The organism is Arthrobacter sp. NEB 688 (assembly GCF_013201035.1).
Taxonomy (GTDB): Bacteria; Actinomycetota; Actinomycetes; order Actinomycetales; family Dermatophilaceae; genus Phycicoccus.
Genome location: NZ_CP053707.1, coordinates 736,747 through 757,877, shown reverse-complemented (window position 1 = coordinate 757,877; position 21,131 = coordinate 736,747). Strand labels below are relative to the sequence as shown.

16 protein-coding genes are annotated in these 21,131 nt (G+C 75.6%); 4 read left to right on the top strand and 12 right to left on the bottom strand.

Going from position 1 to position 21,131, the window contains the following annotated elements:
• Positions 1 to 45: 45 nt before the first annotated feature.
• The 3 genes from HL663_RS03655 to HL663_RS03645 are packed head-to-tail and all read right to left on the bottom strand — an operon-like array spanning position 46 to position 7,162.
• A complete protein-coding gene (locus HL663_RS03655; RefSeq protein ID WP_173027113.1) occupies positions 46 to 3,474 on the bottom strand; it encodes a TOMM precursor leader peptide-binding protein in 3,429 nt (1,142 codons plus the stop codon).
• Positions 3,471 to 6,065 carry a lantibiotic dehydratase family protein gene (locus HL663_RS03650; RefSeq protein ID WP_173027112.1) on the bottom strand — a complete coding sequence of 865 codons (2,595 nt, stop codon included), beginning with the start codon at positions 6,063 to 6,065 and terminating at the stop codon, positions 3,471 to 3,473. The genes HL663_RS03655 and HL663_RS03650 overlap by 4 nt, the downstream gene beginning before the upstream one ends.
• On the bottom strand, positions 6,062 to 7,162 hold the full coding sequence (locus tag HL663_RS03645; protein WP_173027111.1) for a hypothetical protein: 1,101 nt from the start codon (positions 7,160 to 7,162) through the stop codon (positions 6,062 to 6,064). The genes HL663_RS03650 and HL663_RS03645 overlap by 4 nt, the downstream gene beginning before the upstream one ends.
• Before the next feature lie 671 nt (positions 7,163 to 7,833).
• Here HL663_RS03645 and HL663_RS03640 point away from each other — a divergent pair.
• The 4 genes from HL663_RS03640 (at position 7,834) to HL663_RS03625 (ending at position 11,185) form a co-directional block, all read left to right on the top strand.
• A complete protein-coding gene (locus HL663_RS03640; protein WP_084696604.1) occupies positions 7,834 to 7,992 on the top strand; it encodes a thiazolylpeptide-type bacteriocin in 159 nt (52 codons plus the stop codon).
• A 356-nt stretch (positions 7,993 to 8,348) separates the two neighbouring features.
• Positions 8,349 to 9,098, top strand: a complete 750-nt coding sequence (locus HL663_RS03635) for a helix-turn-helix transcriptional regulator (protein ID WP_173027110.1) — start codon at positions 8,349 to 8,351, stop codon at positions 9,096 to 9,098.
• 1 nt (position 9,099) lies between these two features.
• Complete coding sequence (locus HL663_RS03630) at positions 9,100 to 10,275, top strand: FAD-dependent monooxygenase (protein WP_173027109.1); 1,176 nt, start codon at positions 9,100 to 9,102, stop codon at positions 10,273 to 10,275.
• Between the two features lie 52 nt (positions 10,276 to 10,327).
• Positions 10,328 to 11,185, top strand: coding sequence for an aminoglycoside phosphotransferase family protein (locus HL663_RS03625; RefSeq protein ID WP_286175906.1), 858 nt, complete (start codon positions 10,328 to 10,330; stop codon positions 11,183 to 11,185).
• Between the two features lie 3 nt (positions 11,186 to 11,188).
• On the opposite strand, the gene HL663_RS03620 is transcribed toward HL663_RS03625, so the two are convergent.
• From HL663_RS03620 to HL663_RS03580, 9 genes are all read right to left on the bottom strand, one after another.
• Complete coding sequence (locus HL663_RS03620) at positions 11,189 to 11,989, bottom strand: carbohydrate ABC transporter permease (protein WP_173027108.1); 801 nt, start codon at positions 11,987 to 11,989, stop codon at positions 11,189 to 11,191.
• Positions 11,990 to 12,048: 59 nt separating this feature from the next.
• Complete coding sequence (locus HL663_RS03615; RefSeq protein ID WP_286175905.1) at positions 12,049 to 13,011, bottom strand: carbohydrate ABC transporter permease; 963 nt, start codon at positions 13,009 to 13,011, stop codon at positions 12,049 to 12,051.
• Entirely contained in the window at positions 13,008 to 14,315 is a 1,308-nt protein-coding gene (locus HL663_RS03610; protein WP_173027107.1) for an ABC transporter substrate-binding protein, read from the bottom strand. The genes HL663_RS03615 and HL663_RS03610 overlap by 4 nt, the downstream gene beginning before the upstream one ends.
• Positions 14,316 to 14,600: 285 nt before the next feature.
• Entirely contained in the window at positions 14,601 to 15,041 is a 441-nt protein-coding gene (locus HL663_RS03605; protein WP_173027106.1) for a DUF6069 family protein, read from the bottom strand.
• 54 nt (positions 15,042 to 15,095) lie between these two features.
• Entirely contained in the window at positions 15,096 to 16,208 is a 1,113-nt protein-coding gene (locus HL663_RS03600) for a 3-dehydroquinate synthase II family protein (protein WP_173027105.1), read from the bottom strand.
• Positions 16,177 to 17,028, bottom strand: a complete 852-nt coding sequence (locus HL663_RS03595) for a 2-amino-3,7-dideoxy-D-threo-hept-6-ulosonate synthase (protein ID WP_216842667.1) — start codon at positions 17,026 to 17,028, stop codon at positions 16,177 to 16,179. Before HL663_RS03595 ends, HL663_RS03600 begins: the two co-directional genes overlap by 32 nt.
• A 2-nt stretch (positions 17,029 to 17,030) precedes the next feature.
• Positions 17,031 to 18,581 carry a class I adenylate-forming enzyme family protein gene (locus HL663_RS03590; RefSeq protein WP_173027103.1) on the bottom strand — a complete coding sequence of 517 codons (1,551 nt, stop codon included), beginning with the start codon at positions 18,579 to 18,581 and terminating at the stop codon, positions 17,031 to 17,033.
• 3 nt (positions 18,582 to 18,584) lie between these two features.
• The gene (locus HL663_RS03585) at positions 18,585 to 20,102 is read right to left on the bottom strand and encodes a multicopper oxidase family protein (protein ID WP_173027102.1); all 1,518 of its coding nucleotides are present in this window, start codon (positions 20,100 to 20,102) and stop codon (positions 18,585 to 18,587) included.
• Positions 20,103 to 20,328: 226 nt separating this feature from the next.
• Entirely contained in the window at positions 20,329 to 21,084 is a 756-nt protein-coding gene (locus tag HL663_RS03580; RefSeq protein WP_173027101.1) for an ABC transporter permease, read from the bottom strand.
• Positions 21,085 to 21,131 lie beyond the last annotated feature (47 nt).

Genomic DNA, 21,131 nt, shown 5'->3' with positions numbered 1-21,131 from the left:
CCGACAGCCACCCGGGTCCGCACGCCAGGGGCGGCGCCGCGACGCTCACGGGAACGGGTGCGGGTCGAAGGGGTGCGGCCCGGGCTCGCCGCCCGCGAGCGCGGCCTCGAGCCGGGGGATGCCGAGGAGGCGCTGGTGCGCCTGCCCGAACACCATCGGGACGGTGCCCGGCACGACGGTCTTGACGACGTGCAGCCCCTGGTCGCGGTGCTCGCGCGTCGACTGGTCGACGACGACGACCTCGTCGAGGCCCGCGGCCCCGAACCGGTCCGCGACGAGCCCGAGCGTCGTGAGGATGCTGCCGTCGGCCGGCGTGAGGGCCGCCGGCCACCCGGGGAAGGCCTCGGCCAGCGAGACGTCCGGGCCGCCGAGGACGGTCGTCACCCGGTCGAGCACCTCCGGCGCCGAGGACCAGCGGACGTGGTCCTCGAGCTCGCGCACCCGCCAGGAGTCCTCGACGAGCGCGAGGGCGTCGGCGTGGTCCCAGTCGAGCGGCATCGTCGCGAGCTGCGCGACCTCGCGCAGGCCCGAGCGGGCCGCCGACACGGGGTCGGCCCCGGAGCCGGCGCTCGTGAACGACGCGGGGAAGCACCCGTCCCGCGAGACCGCCAGCACCCAGACGACGGGCAGGTCGACGTCCTGCGTGGCCCGCAGGAAGTGCACGTCGAGACCGCGCGACTCGACGAGCGCCACGAGCGCGTCGACCACCGGGTCGGCCAGCTCGCTCGCCGGGATGCGCGGCAGCGGGGCCGCGCGGTGCCACGAGAGGAGGAAGGCGTCGCGCTCGGCGACCTCGAAGAGCGCGTGCACCGTCGCCTCGGCCAGGCTCGACCCGAGGGCGCACCCGCTCGAGGACTCGAGGAACAGGCGCCGACGCTGCTCGGGGCTCGCCGCTCGCGAGCGGCGCAGGTCGCGCTTGAAGGCGTGGTCGTACTGGTAGAAGCCGATCTCGGCCGGGACGAGCCGGGGCCGCCCCGTCGCGAGGTCGACGCCCCAGGCCCAGTCGAGGGGCACGTCCGGGCCGTACGCCTCGACCTTCGAGGAGGGGTGGGCCAGCTGCTCCGCGGAGTAGCGCCCCAGCCGCAGCGGGTCCACGGCGTCGGCGGCGACCTCGCGGTAGGTGCGGTCCTCGACGATCGGTGCCTCGTAGGGGAACCCGGCGAGCCGCTCGTACGCCTCGAGCACCGCGACCGACCGGGTCTGGTCGAAGGACAGGGCGCGGCCGTGGCCCATCACCGGACCGCCGGCGAGCACGGCCATGCTCATCGCGTAGGGGACGGCCTCCTCGCGCAGGATGCCGCGCACCGGGCCGTACCGGTCGTCGACGGCGGCCGCGAGCCGGTCGGCCCGCAGCAGCGGGGTGCCCGCGGCGACGCGGGTCGGGTCACCGGCGTCGACCGGCTCGTCGACGAGGGCCAGCCCGGCCGGCGGTGCCGACCCCGTCGTCGGACCGCACCAGGGGCAGGTCGGGTGGCGGAGCACGTCGTGCCGGGTCACCCCGTCGGTCGAGACGACGACGACCTCGCCCTCGCGCAGCGGGCGCGTGGTCCGCAGCGTCGTGGCGGCGAGCTCCAGGAGGCTGGCCGGGGCCGGTCCGCTGGGGGTCGTCGCGACCCGCAGGTCGGTGCCGAGGACGTGGTCGAGCACGGTGCGTCGGCGGGTCTCGGCGCACGCGGGGCAGCCGGCCGTCGAGGTCGGCGACCAGACCGGCCCGGCGACGACGGCGTCGGCCGTCGTCTGGAGCGGGACGAGGGCGGTGCCCCCGGCGCGGGCCGTGTGGAGCGCGCGCTCGAGGGCGTCGTGGTCCCAGCCGGCGGTGGCGACGACCGCCGCACCGGTCCGGGACCCCAGCTGCGCCGCGATGGCGTCGACGGTGCCGGTCCGGGCGGCGCCGCGGGGGGCGTCGGGCTCCTCGACGATGCGCACCTGGCCGGCGTGCAGCGGGGCCGGGCCCAGGTGCGGGTCGGCCGGGTGGGCGCGCCCGACGAGCCGGAAGCCGCGGACGGCCAGCCAGCGGCCGAGGTCGTCGGCCAGCGTCGCCACGGCGGCGGCCGACGCGGTCCGCAGCGCCGCGGTGCCGGGGGCGCCGAGCAGCATCGAGCCCTCGGCCGGCAGGGTGTGGACGGCGACGGCCCGCGAGAGCGCGTCGAGGGCGGCCGCCTGCGCGTCGGGTCCCCAGGCCGTCGTCGCGCGGCCGTCGGCCAGCGCGCACCGGGCGAGCACCCAGCCCAGGCCGGGCAGGCCGTGGACGGTGAGGCGCGGTGCCGCGCCGACCGTCGTCAGGGCGTCGACGAGCCGGACGCCGCGGGGGTCGTCGACCTCCAGCGGGTCGCCGCCGGCGGCGCGGGCCGCGAGCAGGCGCAGGGCGCCGTCGAGCAGCCAGCGCCGTCCCGTCGTGCCGGCCGCGCCACCGCCGCTGACCCGTCGGGCCACCGAGAGGGTCGCCGCGGCGGCGGCGTGCTGCTGGTCGACGCCCTCCGCGACGACGACGCCGCGGTCGGCCGTGCGCAGGCGGCGCAGCGCGACGGGCATCTGCGGCAGGGCGTCCTCGTCGTCGGGGTCGACGAGCCCGAGCCAGGGGTCGGTCAGCCGCGCGAGCCATCCGGCGAGGTCGGCGTCGGCACCCTCGTCGTCGACCGTGCCGAGGGTCGCCTCGGCGCCGTCGTGGGGGGTCTCGGGCGGCAGGTCGAGCGCCCGCACGCCAAGGGTGTCACCGGAGACGACGTAGGCGTCGGGGCCGGCGACCGAGGCGAGGTCCTGGAGCAGCAGGTGCACGGCGGACGACACGGCGACGGCGGTCGCGGCGGCCTCGTCGACGACCGGTCCCTCGCGGTCGAGCGTCCGGTCGACGAGGGTCCGCCAGCGCGTCCAGCCGCGCAGGTCGTGGACGAGCGGCCCCACGAGAGAGGCCCGCTCGCCCACGACGACGGGCAGGACCCGGCTCGCGCGCGGCGGCACGTCCCCGACACGGTCGCGCGGGAGGACGGTGACCGCCACGTCGTGCTCGCGGCCGGAGTCCTCGACGTCGCCGTCGATGCCGAGCCCGCGCAGCGCGCTGCCCGCGACGGCCAGGGCGTCGTCCGGGCCGACGAGGAGGATGCGGGCCGAGAGGATCTCCTCGAACGCCGCGTACGGCTGGGCCGAGCGGCACTCGAGGTAGGCGAGGAGCTCGGCGTGGCGCTCGCGGTCGGCGCCCACCGGGGCGTCGGGGACGAGGTGGTCCAGCCGCAGCACCATGTCGTGCGCCTCGAGCTGCCCGAGGAGGTGCTGCACCGCCGGCCGCGCCTTCTCGGTGCCGATGGCCCCGACGAGGTCGTCCTCGTCGGCGCCCTCACCGAGCAGCGGGAGGCAGCGCGCCATGAGGTCGGCGAAGCCGGACCACCCGGAGAGCGCGAACTCCCCCGTGCCGGAGCTGACGTAGACGCCGTCGGGCAGTGGTGCGTGGTGCAGGTCGGGGCGGGCCTTGAGTCTCATCGTTCTCCTCCGTGGCTGAACCGGCCCCCCGCGGGGCGGGAGACCTCGAGCACCCACTCGGCGGCGTGGGTGCCGTCGACCACCCCGGGGGCGGCCTCCTCGAGGTAGAGGGCGGGGGCGTCCTCGCCGCCGCGCCGCTCGAGCATCCGGGGCAGCACCCGCACGCAGAGGGCGCTGCCGAGGTCGACGTACTGGGGCTTGCTGCGGAACCGGACCGCCTGGGCGTCCGGGCTGCCGACCGAGGCGGGGCCGGTGTCGGCCGGGACGGACTTGACGACCACCTCGCGCGGGACGCCGTGGGTGGCGCACCAGCGGGCGACGGCGAGGACGCGGTCGGCCTCGTCCGGCTCGGCGAGCGCGGCGGTCAGGTCCTCGCCCGGGTACCAGCGGGCCCGGCTGACGACGACGTCGCCGACGAGCACGCGGGGCACGCGACGGGTGGTCGTGCGGTCACGACCGTCGCGCTCGGCCCAGGCGTCGGGCAGACCGTTGTAGAGGCGGCCGGCGATGACGAGCCCGGACGCCACCGACAGCGGCGGGGGGTACAGGCCGGGATGACCGCCGCCGACAGGCAGGACCTTGAGCCGGCGCCCGCCGTCCAGGACCTCGAGACGGTCGCTCGCCGCGTCGTGGCGCAGCTCGAGGCGCTGCCAGTCGTGCGGCTCGAGCACGTCGTCGAGGACGGGCGGGTGGACGTTGACGTTCATCCCGTGGTGGCTGCGGTCCTCGACGAGGGTGCTGCCCGGCTCGGCGTAGCGCGCCTCGAGGCCGGCGCGCAGCCGCTCGAGGGTGTCGCCGCCGAGGGCGCGGTCGGGTCCGAGGAAGCGGGAGAAGAGCATCCCGTGGCCGGGCAGCCCGTCGTTGACGACGAGGCGCCCGCCGAGGGACTGCACGAGGACCCCGTAGCCGAGCGGGCGCTCGCGCAGCCGCTCGGGCATCCCGGCGAGGAGCCGGTCGACGTCGGCGTGCGTGAGGACGACCTCGTCGAGGCCGCGGGCCAGGGCGTCGTCGACCGCCGCACCGACGGCGTCCTCGACCCCACGGCGCACCGCGTAGAGGCGGGCGAGGGTGGAGTCGGCGCCGCCGATGGTGTCGAGCACCGACGGGTCGTCGGCGGCCTCGGCGTAGACGCGGGTCATCCGCCCGGCGGCCTCGGTGACGGCGGCGACGAGGGCCGGGGCGTCGTCGACGAGGCGCACCGTGGCGCCGGCGCCGTGGCGGGCGACGAACGCCTCGCCGAGCGCGACGGCGACGTCGGCCAGCCAGTCGAAGGTGGCGAGGAGGTCGACGGCCGGGCCGAGGTCGTCGAGCGCGGGCCGCCAGTGGGCGTCGTCCACGGGTGCGAGCTCGACGAACCGGTCCTCGGTCACCCCGATGCGCGCGGGTCGGCCGGCGGCCCGGCTCAGGTCGCCGAGGGTGGAGTCGAGGCGGTCGAGGACGGCACGGCGCTCGTGGGCCGGGGCCTCCCCCAGCGCGGCGAGGTCGGCGGCGACGCCCGGCAGGTGGCGGGCCAGCAGGCCCGAGCCGCGCGGGGTGAGGTCGGCGAGGTCGTCGTCGGTGCTCGGGGCGAGGGTGCAGACGAGGCCGCGCTCGGCCGCCGTCCGGACGAACTGCTCCAGGCGCTCGCGCAGGTGCTCGTCCGCGTGGGTGGTGCCGACCGTGTCGACGAGGTGGTCGACGACGACCGACAGGGGCGCCGGCCCCGTCGCGACCCCCTCGACGAGCTGGCGCAGCGGCGATGCCAGCGGCACCCCGACGCGCTGCCAGCCCTCGGCGGTGGGCCGCAGGACGTAGAGGCGCTCGCCGTCGGTCGCCCCGGTCGGCGGGATGCCGATGTACGGGTCCGGGCCGAGGACGCCGTCACGCTCGAGCGCGCCGCCGACGACGTGGTCGAGCATGACGCGGTCGAGGGAGCAGACGCTGCGCTCACCGAGGACGACCGGGCGGTCGGGGTGCGCGCCGCCCGGCTCGGAGTGGGTCAGCCCGACGGCGGTGAGGCGCGAGAGAGGGCTCGTGCGGACGGCGGCGCGCATCACGTACTGGACGAGCCCGCGCTCGGACTTGAGCACCCGGCTGGCGGCCCGCCCGGTGGGGGCGACGGCGTCGACGTAGCGCCCGGCCTGCTTGGCGACCTCCGGGGCCACGAGCTCGAGGGAGGCACGCAGGTCGGGGTCGGTCAGCTGGCGGGCCAGCTCGCGGCGCTCGCGGGCGAGGGCGTCGTCGTGGTCGGCGCGCAGGGCGGCGAGGGCGGTGTCGCGCCGCGCGGTGGCGGCCAGCCAGGCGTCGACCTCGGCCGGGTGCTCGCCCGCGGGGAGCTGCTTGCCGCGGCGCAGGGCCCGGCTCGTCGCGAGGAGGGCCTTGCGGGCGTCCGGGTCGGTGGCCTCGCCGACGAGGACGTGGAGCGCGGCGCCGGCGGCGTCCGCAGCCCGCGCGACCTCCTGCTCGGCGGCCAGCACGGCGGCGACCGCGTCGGTCAGGTGGGCGTCCGCGAGGCGGGCCCGGGTGAAGGGGTTGACCCGGTGGAACCAGACGGGCCCGGCGTCGACGGGCGACGCGGTGCTCGGGGCGGGGCGGGCGGCGAGGTCGGTCATCGGGTCTCCTCCTGGTGCGTGCCGGCGGTGGCCAGCCGGTCGGTCCACGTCTGGCCGAGCACGTCGTCGACGGCCTCGGCGACGGCGAAGCATCCCCACGCGCGGTGCAGCGGCGCGACGCCGAGCAGCGGGAGCTGCCCGTAGACGCAGTTGACGAGCACGCGGTAGGCCGCGAACCACTCGCCGGCGCCGTCGGTCGCGCCCGAGCCGTAGACCGTGCGGTGGAAGTCGGTGTCCGGGTGGTCGTCCCCGGTCGCGGGGCGTGCGGTCGCCGTCGGGGCGGCGGCCGCGTCGACCATGGCGTTGGTCAGCTCGCCGCGGCGCACCGACTCGTCGAGGACACCCCGGGTGTAGGCGAGGGCGGTGCGCCAGGCGGTGACGTCGCCGCCGCCGTCCCCGGCGAGCAGGGTCTCGACGCGGGCGGTGACGGCGGGGCGCTGCGCCGCGTAGCGCGCGACGAACTCGGGCCGCAGGTCGCCGCGGGGCGACCAGGCCGCGAGCAGCGCCTCGGCGTGGGAGCGCAGCGAGAAGGTGCCGAAGCCGGGGCCCATCACGTGGGCGTCGGCGATGACGGTGAGGACGTCGACGAGGGTCGCGGGCAGGCGGTCCGCGTCGTCCGCCACGGTGCGGACGCTCCGGGCGACGGCCGGGGCGAGCACCGCGTCGGCGAGCGAGCGCAGGGGCGCGGTCGGGCCGGTCGGAGTCGCCGCGGTCTCGTCGAGGAGGAGGGTCGCGCCGTGCTCGCGGAGCGGGAGGTAGGGAGGCGGGACGTGCTCGAGGCGGCCGCGGACGCGGGCCCGGTCGAGGTACTCCGCCGGGTCGAGCGGCGTGGTCGGGGCCGGGCCGGCGTCGACGGTCCGGGCGAGGGCCGCCCAGGTCCCGGCGGGGGCGGCGGGGCCGAGGGCGACGACGTCGGCGTGCGGGCCGCCGACCCAGCCGCGGCGCATCCGCACGAGCTGCCGGCCACCCCGGCGCGCCTCCTCCCACACGGGGAGCACGCAGTCACGGACCCACGTCGGGGTGACCTCGCCGTGGGTGTGGACGCGCAGGCCCACCACCTCCCGGCGGGGGGTGACGGGGGTCGTCGTGGCGGTCATCGGGTGCTCCGTTCGGTCGTGCGCTGGTTCGTGCTGCCTCTGTGGTCTCACGGGCGAGGGGGTCGCCGGGAGGGTCGGCGGGCCAGGTGGTGACAGCCGTCATCCGCGCCGTGACCGCCTCGGCGCCCCGGGGGGCTCTCCCTCCCCCGCGCGCCCGCGCGAGGGCGCACGCGACACGGGTGCCAGGGAAGCGACGAGCTCGCTCGCCCGGCCCGACGTCGCCTCGCCGCCCTGTCATGGCACCCCGGCACGGCGAGCCCACCCCGGCACTGCGAGGTCACCCTGCGCTCGCCTCGCCGGCCCGACGTCGCCTCGCCGGCCTGGTCCCGTCCTGCCGCCCCGATGTCGCCCTGCCGCAACGTCATGGCACCCCGGCACGGCGAGACGTCCCCGGCTCGCCGACCTCGGCCCTGAGCCGCGCGAGATCTCGCAGAAACGTTGTACCGCAATATTTTTGGAAGACTTGCCGGTCGAAGGGTGAGCACCGATGCGGCCCCGGGGCGGCGTGACGTGGGTCATCCCGCGGGTGACGAGGGCCCCGTGCTGGTTGCAGTCCCCTTCTGCCGCAGGCGTTCCCCGTCATACCTTCGTTGTGGCGCAAGTGAGCCGCTGGAAATCCGGTGGTAAGCGCCGGATTTCCGGATCACCACACCATTCGAAGGAGACACATCATGAGCAAGGACACCCAGGACATCACGTTCGACAGCTTCGACGTCCAGGACGTCGAGGTCCTCGAGGCCGCCGACGGCACCGCCCTCCCCGAGATGGGCGCGTCGAGCGGCTCGATCGGCACCTCGTCCTCCTCGAGCTCGACCTGCTCCGCCTGCTGAACACCGTTCACGCGCAGCACGACCACAGGACCCACCCGGTGCACCGGGTGGGTCCTGTCGTGCTGCCCGGGCGCGGATGCCGGCCCGTCCTGCTCGCCCGAGCGGGGACCGGGGGGGGATGACCGGCGCCGGCGGCCGGGGTGTCGCGAGGCGGCGCGCGCGGTGACCGCAGTCATCGGGCAGTCGTGGTCGTGCACACTGCCGCCCGCGCGCCGGTCGGGGAAGAGTCGGGGCATGCCGGAGGAACGACCGACCACCGGCCCCGACCATCCCGAGGAGACGGCCATGGAGGACACCACGACCGCTCGCCAGACCATCCCGGCGAGCGCAGCACGAGGCACCGGAGGCATGCGCTCATGACCATCACGACCCACCGGGTGCCGACCGCCCCGACGCTCAAGCCCACCGCCACCCTGGCGCCCGAGCACCCCTACCCCACACCGGGACCCGAGGCCGTGCGCGCCGGGTCGACCGCCCCCGCCACCGGCGGGCAGAAGCCGCAGGCCGTCCTGCGCCTCGTCGTCGGCCACCCGTGCCGCCTCACCGGCGAGGTCCTGGCCCAGAGCCTCGGTGGTTCCGGGGACTTCGCGGCCATCAAGCTCGTCCACGGCCTGGAGCAGGTCAGCGACGTGGTCGCCCAGTGGCGGCCGCACGTCGTCCTGCTGGCCGGCGTGGCCGGCCAGCCGCAGCTCGAGATGGCGAAGGAGATCGCCGCCACCCACCGCTGCGGGGTCGTGGTCGTCGCGACCGAGCCCTCCCGCGCCGCCGTCGACACGGCGCTGCGCCAGGGCAACATCAGCCTCCTGAGCCACCAGGCCGGCCTCGCGCACCTGCTCCACGCGGTCCGCGGCACGGCGATGGGCTGCCCGACCATCGACACCTCGTTCGCCCCCACCGGCGACGACGCCGCCGGCTGCACCCTGACCCCGCGGGAGCGCGACGTGCTCCTCCTGACGACCGAGGGTCTGCCGGTCAAGGAGATCGCCACCCGGCTCTTCCTCACCGGCGGGACCGTCCGCAACATCAGCTCCTCCGCCATCCGCAAGCTCGGCGCCCGCAACCGCTACGAGGCCGCCCGGCAGGCACACGACAAGGGGTGGCTCTGAGATGACCACGCGCGCACCGCACCCCGTCGTCGTCGGTGGGGGGATGGCCGGCCTCATGCTGGCGGCCACCCTCGGCGGGCTCGGCCACCGCAGCACCGTCCTCGAGCGGGCGTCGTCGCTCGACGAGATCGGCGCCGGGGTCCAGCTCTCCCCGCGCTCGGTCAACCTGCTGCGGCAGACCGGCGTCCTCAACGAGGTGCTCGAGCGCGCGGTCGCGGTGTCCTACCGCGAGGTGCGGTCCTGGCGCGGCGAGGTCATCAGCCGCACCGAGCTCGGCGACACCTGCGAGGACCGCTACGGCGCGCCCTACCTCGCGGTGCACCGGGCCGACCTCCAGCACGCGCTGCTCACGGCCGTCCCGGACGACACCCTCCGGCTCGGGGCGTGCGTGACGGCGGTCGGGACCGGGGCCGAGGGGGCCCGGGTGACGCTCGACGACGACACCGTCGAGGAGGGGTCCCTCGTCGTCGGGGCGGACGGCATCCGCTCGACGGTCCGCGGGGTCTTCGCCCCGGACGCGCCCGTCGCGAGCGGACTCGCGGCCTACCGGGCCCTGGTCCCCACGATGCTCTGCCCGCCCGAGGCCGCGCAGCCCGTCGTGCGCATCTGGGTGGGCGCCGGCTCGCACGCCGTCGTCTACCCGATCCGCGGTGGCGAGATGCTCAACATCGTGGCCGTCGTGCCCTCCAGCCGTGGAGGGGAGGACTGGACCGCCCCGGCACCGGTCGACGAGCTGCTCGCCGCCTATCTCGGCTGGGACGACCTCCTGGCCGGGATCGTCGCCCGCGTCGGTGCCACGAGCGCCTGGGCGCTGCACGACCGCGAGCCGCTGCACCGCCTCGCCGACGGGCGGGTCGTCCTCATCGGGGACGCCGCGCACCCGATGCTCCCCTTCGCCGCGCAGGGCGTGAACCAGGGTCTCGAGGACGCCTGGGTGCTCGGCCGCTGCCTCGGGGCGCCGGGGTCCGCCGGGGTCGTCGACCGCCTCGCCGGCTACAGCCGGCTGCGGGCGCCGCGCGCCGCCCAGGCCCAGGTCGCCTCCCGTCACCTCGCGGCGACCCTCCACGTGCCCGACGGGCCGTGGCGCGACGTCCGTGACGCCCAGCTCGTGGCCGGCGCCTCGCTGTCGGCGCAGGACGAGCTGCTCGCCCCGCTCGGCTGGCTCCCGCCGAGCTGACACGAGCGGAAACGGCTGGCGCCGAACGGGTCCGCCGCACAGACTGGCCCGCGTGGAGATCACCGAGGCGCTGGTGCGCCGGCTCGTGGACGCCCAGCTGCCGCCGTGGGCCGGGCTCCCCGTGCGGGCGGTCCCCCGGCAGGGCCACGACAACCGCACCTTCCGGCTCGGGGACGACCTCGCGGTCCGACTGCCGTCGCACGAGCGCTACGTCGCGGGCATCGCCAAGGAGGACGCCGTCCTGCCGCACCTCGCGGCGCACCTACCGGTCGCGGTGCCGGTGCCCGTCGCGACCGGCCGTCCCGGGGAGGGCTTCCCGTTCCCGTGGTCGGTGCGCCGGTGGCTCGAGGGCGAGACCCCCGACCACGTCGACGCCCTGGACCGGATGCTCCTCGCCGCCGACCTCGGCACGGTCCTGCGCCGGCTGCGGGAGGTGCCGGCCGCCGCAGGCCCCCCGGCCGGAGAGCACTCGTTCCACCGCGGCGGCGACCTGCGGGTCTACGCCCACGAGGTCGAGGACGTGCTGGCGGAGCGACCAGGGGATGTCGACCCGGCGACCTGCCGGGCGGTGTGGCAGCGGGCGACGGGCTCGACCTGGTCGGCCGACCCCGTGTGGGTGCACGGTGACGTCGCGGTCGGCAACCTCCTCGTGCACGACGGGCGGCTGTCGGCGCTCATCGACTTCGGCACCTGCGCGGTCGGGGACCCCGCGTGCGACCTCGTCGTCGCGTGGACGCTCTTCGACGCCACGGAACGACGGGTCTTCCGCGAGGCGGTCGACCTCCCCGACGACGTCTGGGAGCGCGCCCGCGGCTGGGCGCTGTGGAAGGCGCTGGTCACCGACCCGGACGGTCCCCATCACCTCGTCCAGCAGCGCGCCCTGCGCGAGCTGCTCGACGAGGTCGCCTGAGCGTCAGCGGATGCCGGTGCGGGCGAACCCCTCGACGAAGTAGCGCTGGGCCACGAGGAAGAGCGCGACCATCGGCGCGACCGTGATGATGGCGAAGGCCATCGTGCCGCCGTAGTCGGACCCGAGCTGCCCCTGCAGGTAGAGCAGGCCGATGGGCAGCGTGTAGAGGGCGTTGTCCTGCAGGGCGACCAGCGGCCAGGCGAGGTCGTTCCACGACGAGAGCAGCGTCATGAAGAAGAGCACCGCGAGCAGCGGGCGGCTGAGCGGCAGGACGATCGACCGGAAGATGCGCAGGTGCCCGGCGCCGTCGACGCGGGCGGCGTCGATGAGCTCGCGCGGGATGGCCAGGACGAACTGGCGCGCGAGGAAGGCGCCGAACCCGCTGGCCGCCGTCGGCAGGATCACGGCCCAGTAGCTGCCGAACAGCCCCATCGACGTGACGACCCGGAACAGCGGCACCATGATCACCTGCAGCGGGATCATCACCGTGGCGACAGTGAGCAGGAACAGCGCGGTCGAGCCCGGGAAGCGCAGCTGCGCGAACGCGTACCCGGCCAGCATGCTCACGGTCACCGAGAGCAGCGACACGGTGAGCGAGATGGCGACCGAGTTGCCGACCCAGGCGGCGACGGGGAAGGCGTCGAGGACGCGCCGGAAGTTATCGAGCGTCAGCTCCCGCGGGACGAGGCGAAGGGTGCCGCCGAGCAGCTCCGAGCGGGAGGTGAGCGCGACGACGACCATCCAGTAGAGGGGGAAGAGCGTGACGAGCGAGACGACGACGGCCGCGGCCAGGCGCGCCGGCATCCAACGGTCACGGCGACGGCGACGTGCGGCCCGGCCGGGAGCAGGGGCGGGGGCGGCGCTCATCCGACCAGGTCCCGGGTCCGGCTCGTGCGCCAGCGCAGCGCGGTGAAGACGAGGCTGACGACGAGGAGGAAGACGCCGATGGTCGCGGCGTACCCCTGGTCGCGGGTGACGAAGCCGTTGTCGTACGCGTAGGTGACGAGCACGGTCGTCGCGTTGCGCGGACCCCCGCCGGTGAGGACGAAGACGATGTCGAACACCTGGAACGAGTAGATGACGTTCATGATGACGAGGAAGAAGGACGACGGCCCGAGCATCGGCACGATGACGTACCGGAAGCGCTGCCACGGGCCGGCGCCGTCGAGGGTGGCCGCCTCGATCATCTCGCGCCCCACGCCCTGGAGCCCGGCGAGGTAGATGAGCATGTTGAAACCGGTTCTCCACCAGAGCGTCACGAGCACGACCGTGACGAACGCCGCGGTGCCGCCGGACTGCCAGTCGACCCCGGGCAGGCCGAGGGCGCGCAGGACGGCGTTGGCGAAGCCGCTGTTCTGGTCGAAGACGAGGACGCCGATGAGCGCGGTCGCCACGCCGCTGACCGCCATCGGGAGGATGAGCACCGACCGGAACAGACCGCGCGCCGGGAGCACCGAGTTGAGGAGCACGGCCGCCCCGAGCCCGAGCGCCATCGACCCCGGCGTCACGACGAGGGTGAACAGGACGGTGTTGAGCGTCGCCCGCCAGAAGACCGGGTCGGTGAACAGCCGCGCGTAGTTGTCGAGGCCGACCCAGACACCGTCGCCGAACCCGTTGGTGCGCTGGAGGCTGAGGGCCGCGGCGCCGGCGAGCGGCACGAAGACGAACGTCGCGAGGAGCGCCAGCCCCGGCGCGAGGAAGCCGTAGGCGGCCAGCGCCTCGGTCACGGCGCCGCGCCGGGGCCCCCGCCGGCCCCGGCGTGGTGGCTCGGGGGTGCTGACGCCGGGGGGCGTGGCGGCCGCGGTGGCGGCGGGGACGGCGCTCACCGCGCGACGGCGGCGCCGATGCCGTCGGCGAGGTTGCGCACGGTGGTCGCGGCGTCCTGGTCGCCGACGAACGCCTCCTCGAGCTGGTCCTTGAGGACGGTGATGATCGCCGACATCGAGGGCGAGGCGACCTGGCCGGAGTCCTGCGGCAGCACCGCACCGGCCTGGGCGACGAAGACGGGCGAGAGCTCGGGGCGGACCGTGAACTCGATGCCCTCCTGCACGAGGTCGGCGCGCGTGGGCAGGAGCGAGGCGCCGGCGCAGAAGTCGGCCATCGGCTGCTTCTGGGTCACGTGGTCCAGGAACTTCGCCACGAGCGCGGGGTCCTCGACGCCCTTCGTCGCGACGAGCGCATTGCCGCCGAAGTCACCCGCGGACCGGGCGTCGCGCGGCGGGAAGGTGACGCCCCACTCGAAGTCGACCGTGCTCGTGGCGTCCGGGACGAGGAAGGCGCCGCCGAAGTTCATCGCCGTCGTGCCGGAGTACCAGAGGTCCGCGGCGTAGGTCGACGACTTCACCGAGCTGTTCTGCGGCACCAGGTTCTGGCGGAAGAAGCCCTGCGTGAACTCCACCGCGGCCCGGCCGGCGTCGGAGTCGATGGCGGCCGCCGTCAGGTCGTCGGTGAGGAAGCGGCCGTCGGCCTCGAAGAGCCAGCTGAGCCAGCGCGTGACGCCGTTGCCCTGCCAGTTGTAGGCGAAGGGCCACTTGTCGTCGGGCAGGTTCTCGCGCAGCCGCTTCGCGACGGCCTCGAACTCCTGCCAGGTCCACGCGTCCTCGAGGCGGGTCGGCACCTCGGTGACGCCGGCCGACTCCAGCAGGGCCTTGTTGTAGAGGATGACCGAGGTGTCGGTGTGGTGCGGGACGCCGTACGGCTTGCCACCGTTCTGCACCGCGGCCCACGCCTGCGGGGTGAAGCGGTCCGCGAAGCCGCTCTCGAGGTGGCTGCTCAGGTCGAGCAGCTGCCCGCGGCCGGCGTAGCTGCCGAACGTGTAGTACGGGACGCGGAAGACGTCCGGCGCCTTGCCGGCCTGCAGCTGGGCGTCGATCGTCGTGAACATCTGCTCGTACGGCACCGCGTTGAGCGTGACCTTCACCCCGCTGTTGGCCTGCTCGAAGGAGGCGATGGCCGACCGCAGCCCGGCGAGCTCGGAGTCGGTGCCCCAGGTCGTGAACGTGACGGTGCCCGGGGCCGCGGACGCACCGGCGTCGCGACCGGAGGTGGAGAAGCCGCCGCACGCGCCGAGGGCGAGGGGTGCCGAGGCGGCACCGGCGGCGGTGAGGAGCTGGCGACGGGTCAGGGGCATGCGGGACTCCGGGGGCGGTGCGGGCGGTGGACGCCTGCGGCACGCTTCTCGACCACGGACCCGGGCGACGCTAGCCCTCGATCCCGACCCCTCGACCGGCCGAGGATGATCCGCGCCACCGCTGTCGAAGGTGCGTGGTGCGCCGCCGCCCGGTCCCGCAGGGTCGCGCACCGACCCGCACCGACCCGCCCCGCCGCGCACCGACCCGCACCGACCCGTGCGCCCGACCGCGCGCGGAGGGCCCACCGGCCGTGTGCCGGTGGGCCCTCCGCGGGTGGCGCGGGGTCAGTCGCGGGCGCGCCGGACGCTGACGAACCAGGCCACGCCGGTGATGACGTGCATCGCGGCGAGGACGAGGCGGCCACCGAGGTCGCCGCCCATCGAGAGCGGCATGACGACGGTGCCGACGCCGATGAGCAGGCCGACCCAGGGCAGGGCCCGGACGCTGCCCGGCGACACCCGGGCGAACAGGACGAGCGCGACGCCGCCGACGACGACCGGGACGAGCGTCATCGTGACGACCGCGAACGGCGCGACGGTGACGGGGGCGGCGCCGGGAGGGGTGAGCACGGTCTCGACGCCGGCGACCCGGGCGAGCGTGTGGACCAGGACGTTGGCGACGAGGGCGACGACGGCCGCGCGGACCGTGGCGGTCACGAGGGTCGAGACGCCGGGGCGGGCGACCGGTGCGGCCAGGGGCGCGTCGGCGATGGTGTGTGCGGACATGGTGGCTTCCTTTCGTGGTGTGCCGGAACGGGGCACGGGGTGGTTGACCTCGGGTCACTGCTCGCGGCAGAACTCCCGGATCGGGTACCCGACGTGCCGGTCGGCGGTCGGGAGGTGTCCGAGGACGATGTGTCCCGGACGCAGCTCGGTGCTGTTGAGGACCTCCGCGCCCGGGCCGAGCACGCGTACGTGCCAGTCGTGCTGGAGGATGAGGTTGACCGCACGCCCGTCGGAGCTCTCGGCGTCGATGCTGATGAGCGGGCGGCTCTCGATCTTGACGCGGCCGACCGTCACGAGGCGGGTGCTGCCGTCGGTGCGGACGGCGGTGACGCGGTCCCCGGCGCGCAGCTCCGAGAGGTAGCGGGTGCGGCCGTTCTCGCCGAGCGTGTAGGAGTGGATGGCGCCGGCGTTGACCCGGAAGGGGCGCGTCGGCATGTACGGCAGGGGATGGGTCTCGCTGACGCAGAGGACCTGCCCCTTGGACGTCGAGCCGACGAGGATGCCCTCGTCGAGCCCGAGGTAGGAGCACGTGTCGATGCAGGCGCGCTCCCCCAGGCCGACGTGCGTCGTGCGCACGACCCGCAGCTCGTCGAGCTTGACCGGGTCGGACCCGCCGAGCGCGGCCGCCCGCAGCGCGGTGGCCTCCCCCACGGCGCGGGCCCGCAGCGCGACGCCGTCCGACCCGTGCTCGAGGACGGTGTAGATGATCTGCGCCTCCTCGAGGTCGCCGGCCATCGTGACGACCGACCCGTCGCAGGCGTCGGCCGCCGCGAGGACGATCTCGAGCGGGATCTTCGTGGGGTCGCGGAACCGGATGACCGTCAGGTCCTCCGTGCTCGCGGCGACGCAGGCGTCCTCGAGCGTCGGGGCGTCCGCGACGTCGACGTAGACGCCGAAGCGCACGTCCGGGTGCGCCGCCCGCAGGGCCCGGCGCTCGGCCGGGGTCATCGGGGCCACGACGACGTCGGCGACGCCGAGGTCGGTGCCGGGGGCGACGGGCTCCTCCGAGAGGAGCACGCGGTCGATGGAGGGCGGCAGGTCCGCGAGCTCCGAGGGGTGCGCCGCGACGAGGCCGTCGATGCCCTGGTGCAGGGCCTCCTCGACGATCGCGTCCCGGGACGTCGCCTCGCGCAGGTCAAGCCAGCACAGCCTGGTCGTCGTCGACATGGGTCATTCCTTCCTGGTGGGTGTGCGGGCTCGCGACGAGTCCCGGTCTCTGGTGGATCAGGGCCGCCACGGTGGCGGTCGTGCGGCGGGGGTCCGCGGCGCGGAAGAGCGCCCGGCCCATGGCGAGCCCGCCGACGCCCCCGGCGAGGGCGCGGCGCACGTCGGCGACGAGCTCGCGCTCGGTGGCCCGCGGGGGGCCGCCGGCGAGGAGGAGCGGCACCGGGCAGCTCTCGACGAGGTCGCGGGTCGTCGCGACGTCGCGGGGGGCGGCGGTCTTCACGAGGTCCGCGCCGAGGTCGGCGGCGACGGTGACGGCCCGCAGGAGCAGCTCGGGGTCGGTGGGGTCGAGGACGGCCGGGCCGCGCGGGTAGACCATGACGAGCAGCGGCAGGTTCCAGCGGTCGCAGGCGGCGGCGACGTCGGCGAGGTCGGCCAGCTGCCGTGCCTCCGTGGCCGACCCGAGGTTGACGTGGACGCTCACCGCGTCCGCGCCGAGCCGGAGGGCCTCCTCGACGGAGGTGAGCATCACCTTGTCGTCGGGGTCGGCGGCCGAGGCGGTGCTGCCGTTGAGGTGCACGACGAGCGAGACGGCGGCGAGGTGCTCGGGCGCGACGTGCCGGACGGCCCCCTTGTGCAGGACGACGGCGTCCGAGCCCCCGGCGGCGAGGGCGGCGACGAGGTCGTCGAGGCGGCGGCCGGGGCTCGTCACCGGCCCGCAGGCGAGGGTGTGGTCGAGCGGCGTCACGAGGAGCCCGTGGGGGCCGTGGCGGTAGAGGCGGCGCAGGCGCGTGGCGCGCGGGCCGGTCGTGGTGGTCGGCACGGTCATCCCCCCAGGAGCTCTCGGACGAGGCGGCGGTCGGGCTTGCCCGACCGGGTCAGCGGCACCCCGCGCCAGACGACGACGCGGGTCGGTGCGTGGGCGGCGCTCAGCCGCCGGGTCACGTGGGCGACGAGCTCGGCCTCGTCGACGTCGCGGCCGGCCGTGGGCACGACGACCGCGTGGACGGACTCGCGCCGCTCGGCGTCGCGCAGCCCGTGGACGACGGCCTCGGACACGGCCGGGTGCTCGCGCAGCGCCGACTCGATGGCGGCGGGGTGGATCTTCAGCCCGCCGAGCTTGATGACGCCGCCGAGCCGCCCGACGAGCCGGAGCCGGCCGTGGGCCTCGAGGGCGCCGAGGTCGCCGGTGCCGACCCAGCCGTCGGGCGCCATCCGGTCGGTGTCGTCCTCGGCCCAGTAGCCGTCGGCCGTCGTCTCGGAGCGGACCCAGACCGCGCCGGCGTGGCCGAGCGGCAGCGGGTCGCCGGAGTCGGGGTCGCGGACCTCGACCTGCACCCACGGGAAGGGCCGGCCGACCGTGCCGCGCAGCAGCGGCTCGTCGTGGTCCTCGGGGGTGAGCACGCTGATGCCGCCGGTCTCGGTCGTCCCGTAGACCTGGGCGACGGCGTCGCCGAACACGGCGCGGGCGGCGGCCACGCGGTGCGGCGCGGCCGGGGTGCCGCTGTAGACGACCCGGCGCAGCCCGCCCAGCCGCGCCGTCGCGGTGCGGGGGTGGTCGAGCAGCGCACAGAGGTGCGGCACGGCGAGGTAGAGGTCGGTGACGCCCGCCTCGACCGCGTCGAGCACCGCCTCGGCGTCGAAGCCGCGGTGCAGGACGACCGAGCCGCCGCGCAGGAGGACGGCGTCGAGCATCGGGGCGGTCGTGTGCGTGACCGGGGTGACCGACAGCAGGCGCGTCGGCACCGGCCCGAGGTCGTCGGCCAGCCGCGCGACGAGGCGCTCGCGGGCCGCGTGCCCCTGGCGCACGAGGCGGGGGGCACCGGTCGTGCCGCTCGTGACGTCGACGACGGTGCACTCCCCCGGGTCGTTCTCCCACGGGGCGGCCGCCGGCACGGGGCCCGCGTCGTCGGTGGTCGGGACGACGAGGAGGCCGGGGCGCCGGGCCCGCAGCTGCGTGGACCGCCCGGCCGACGCGGCGTCGGTGACGACGACGTCCGCGCCGGTGCGGTCGAGGACGTCGAGCTGGGCCTCCACGGCGAACTCCTCCTCGTCGCTGCGCGGGTTCATCGAGCGCAGGTGGACGACGGTGGCGCCGACGAGCCGGGCGGCGTGCCGTGCGACGACGACGTCGGGGTCGTTGGGCCCGCTGAGCAGCGCGACCACCCGGCCGGCGCCCACGCCGTGCGCGGCGAGGACCGCAGCGGTGGCCCGGACCCGGGTGACGACCTTGCGGCCGGTCAGCGAGCGGTCGGGCGTCAGCAGGGCCGGCGCGGTGGAGTGCTCGAGCCGGGCGAGGAGCGCGGCGGTGCTGCTGGCGGCGGCCGGCGCCGGAGGGACGGCCGCGGCCGGGCGGAGGAGGGCCTCGGTGGTCATCGCTCACACCACCTTGAGCTGGGCCATCATGCCCATCGCGCCGTGGTCGAGCATGTGGCAGTGGTAGGGGTAGACGCCGCGGTACCGGTCGAAGGTCAGCCGCACGCGGATGCTCTCGCCGGGGAAGATCTGCACGGTGTCCTTGAGCCCGAGCTCGTTCGGGGCGGCCGGGCCGGTGCTGCGGTCGACGACCCGCATGTGCGCCAGGTGGCAGTGGAAGTTGTGCGGGATCGTCGGGTTCGCGTTCGTCACCGTCCACTCCTCCGTCGTGCCGAAGCGGACGGTGGTGTCGACGCGGCTCATGTCGAAGCTGCGGCCGTTGATCGACCCGTACATCGGGCTGACGCCCGGCTCGCTGCTCTCGAGGGTGAAGGCCCGCTTGACCGTCGCGGCCGGGACCGCCGGCAGGGTCGTCAGCCGGTCGGGCACGACGCTGTCGTCGGGGGCGTTCGCGCCGACGCGGAAGCGCATCACCTGGCCGACGTCCTCCATCGGGCCGGGGCCGATGTAGTTGACGACGTCGACCTCGGTGCCGGTCGCCCACTGCGAGAAGTCGACGACGAGGTCGGCGCGCTCGCCGGGCGAGACGACGACGACCGGTGCGGTGACCGGTGCCTCGAGCAGGCTCGCGTCGCTGCCGATCTGCGTCATCGGCGTGCCGTCGGACAAGCCGAGGACGAAGAAGCGCATCGCCGAGGAGTTGATGACGCGGAAGCGGTACTTCCGGCGCTTGACGTCCATCCGCGGCCAGGGCGTGCCGTTGACGAGGACGGTCGAGCGGTGCTCGGTGTCGTCCATCGTGAAGACGAGGCCGCCGTCGGAGCCGAAGTCGCCGTCGCGCAGGACGAGCGGCACCTCGAACTCGCCGGAGGGCAGCCCGAGCGCGTCCTCCTCGGGGCTCGACAGGAGGTACGGGCTCGACATGCCCCGGTAGACGTTCTCGGCGTCGGTGTGGTGGGTGTGGTCGTGCAGCCAGAGGGCAGCGGCCGGCTGGTCGTTCTCGTAGACGTAGCTGAAGACGCCGCCGGGCCGGACCGGGCGCGACATCTGGCCGTCGAAGACGTCGCGGTTGACGCCCCCGTGGAGGTGCACCGACACCGGGACCGTCGTCTCGTTGCGCTGGATGACGACCGTGCGGCGGCCGGAGCGGGCGCGGATGACCGGCGGCACCCAGCTGCCGAAGTAGCCGTACACCGGCACGCGGTGACCGGGGAAGACCTCGGCGGTCACCTCGCGGATGCTGCTGAGGTAGACGTCCTGGCCACCGCTCGTCGTCACCGGCTTCGCGGTGCGCAGGAGGGGCAGCGGCAGGGTGAACTTCTCGAGCGCCGGGCGGCTGCCGGCGTCGGCGGGGCGGACGGTGCGCATGCCCGCCCCGGTGTGGGCCCCGTGGCCGCCCCGGCCGAGGGCGAGCCCCTGCGGCAGCTCGGCGGTGCCGGCCCGGGCGACGAGCTGCTGCCCGGCGACGGCGGACAGGGTGCCGGCTCCTGCGAGCCGGATGGCGCTGCGGCGGTTGATCATGACCTCTCCCCGGGGTCGGCGGATGTGTGCTGCGTCCATCGAATGCGCTGCGCGACAGCGGGAGAAGGCCTGGCGTCCGGATGCCGGCCCGCCATCACCCGGGCGGTGACATCGGTCACCGCGCGCAGGGCCGGGACGCTGACACGCGTCAACACCCGGCGGGTCGGAGACGAGGTCACGACCGGCCGGGTGTTCGACGGTGGGGTGCTGCGGTGTGGGCCGCGGGTCAGGCGTCCTCACGACGGAAGGCGAGGACGCCGGCGGTCAGCCCGAGGACGAGGAGCGTGCCGGTGACGGCCAGGCCGGTCCCGACGGCGGGCACGGCGAGGTCGCCGGAGAAGGCGCTGCGGACGGCGTCGACGACGTAGCGGACCGGCATGACGTCGCTGACGGTGCGCAGCCAGCCCGGCCCGAGCGTCATCGGCAGGAGGATGCCCGAGAGCAGGAGCACGGGCATCGTCACGACGTTGACGAGCGGCGCCATGATCTCCTCGCTGCGGGTGCGCAGGGCGATGGCGTTGGACAGCGCCGACCCGGCGGCCCCGAGGAGCAGCGCGAGCCCGACCCCGGCGAGGGCGCCCGACAGGGGGGCGTCCATCCCGAAGGCGTAGCCGGCCCCGACGAGCACGAGGCACTGGATGCCGAGCTGGAGGACGTCGCGCCCGAGCCGGCCGAGCAGCAGCGCGCCGCGGCTCGCGGGCGAGACGCGCTCGGCCTCGAGGACGCCCTCGCGCCACTCGGCGAGCAGCCCGAAGCCGACGTACAGGGCGCCGAACAGGCCCATCTGCACGACGAGCCCGGGGACGAAGAACGTGTAGGCGTTCTCGACCCCGATCTGGGCGGCGATCGGGCCCAGGAGGGGGGCGAAGAGGACGAGGTAGAGGATCGGCTGCGCCACCCCGAGCAGGACCCACGCGGGGTTGCGGAGGTTGAGGCGCACCTGCCGGCGGAAGACGACGGTCGCGTCGCGGAGGAGCTGCATCGGGTTCTCCTGGGCTCTGGTTCGGGTGGTGACGGGATCGGGGCCGG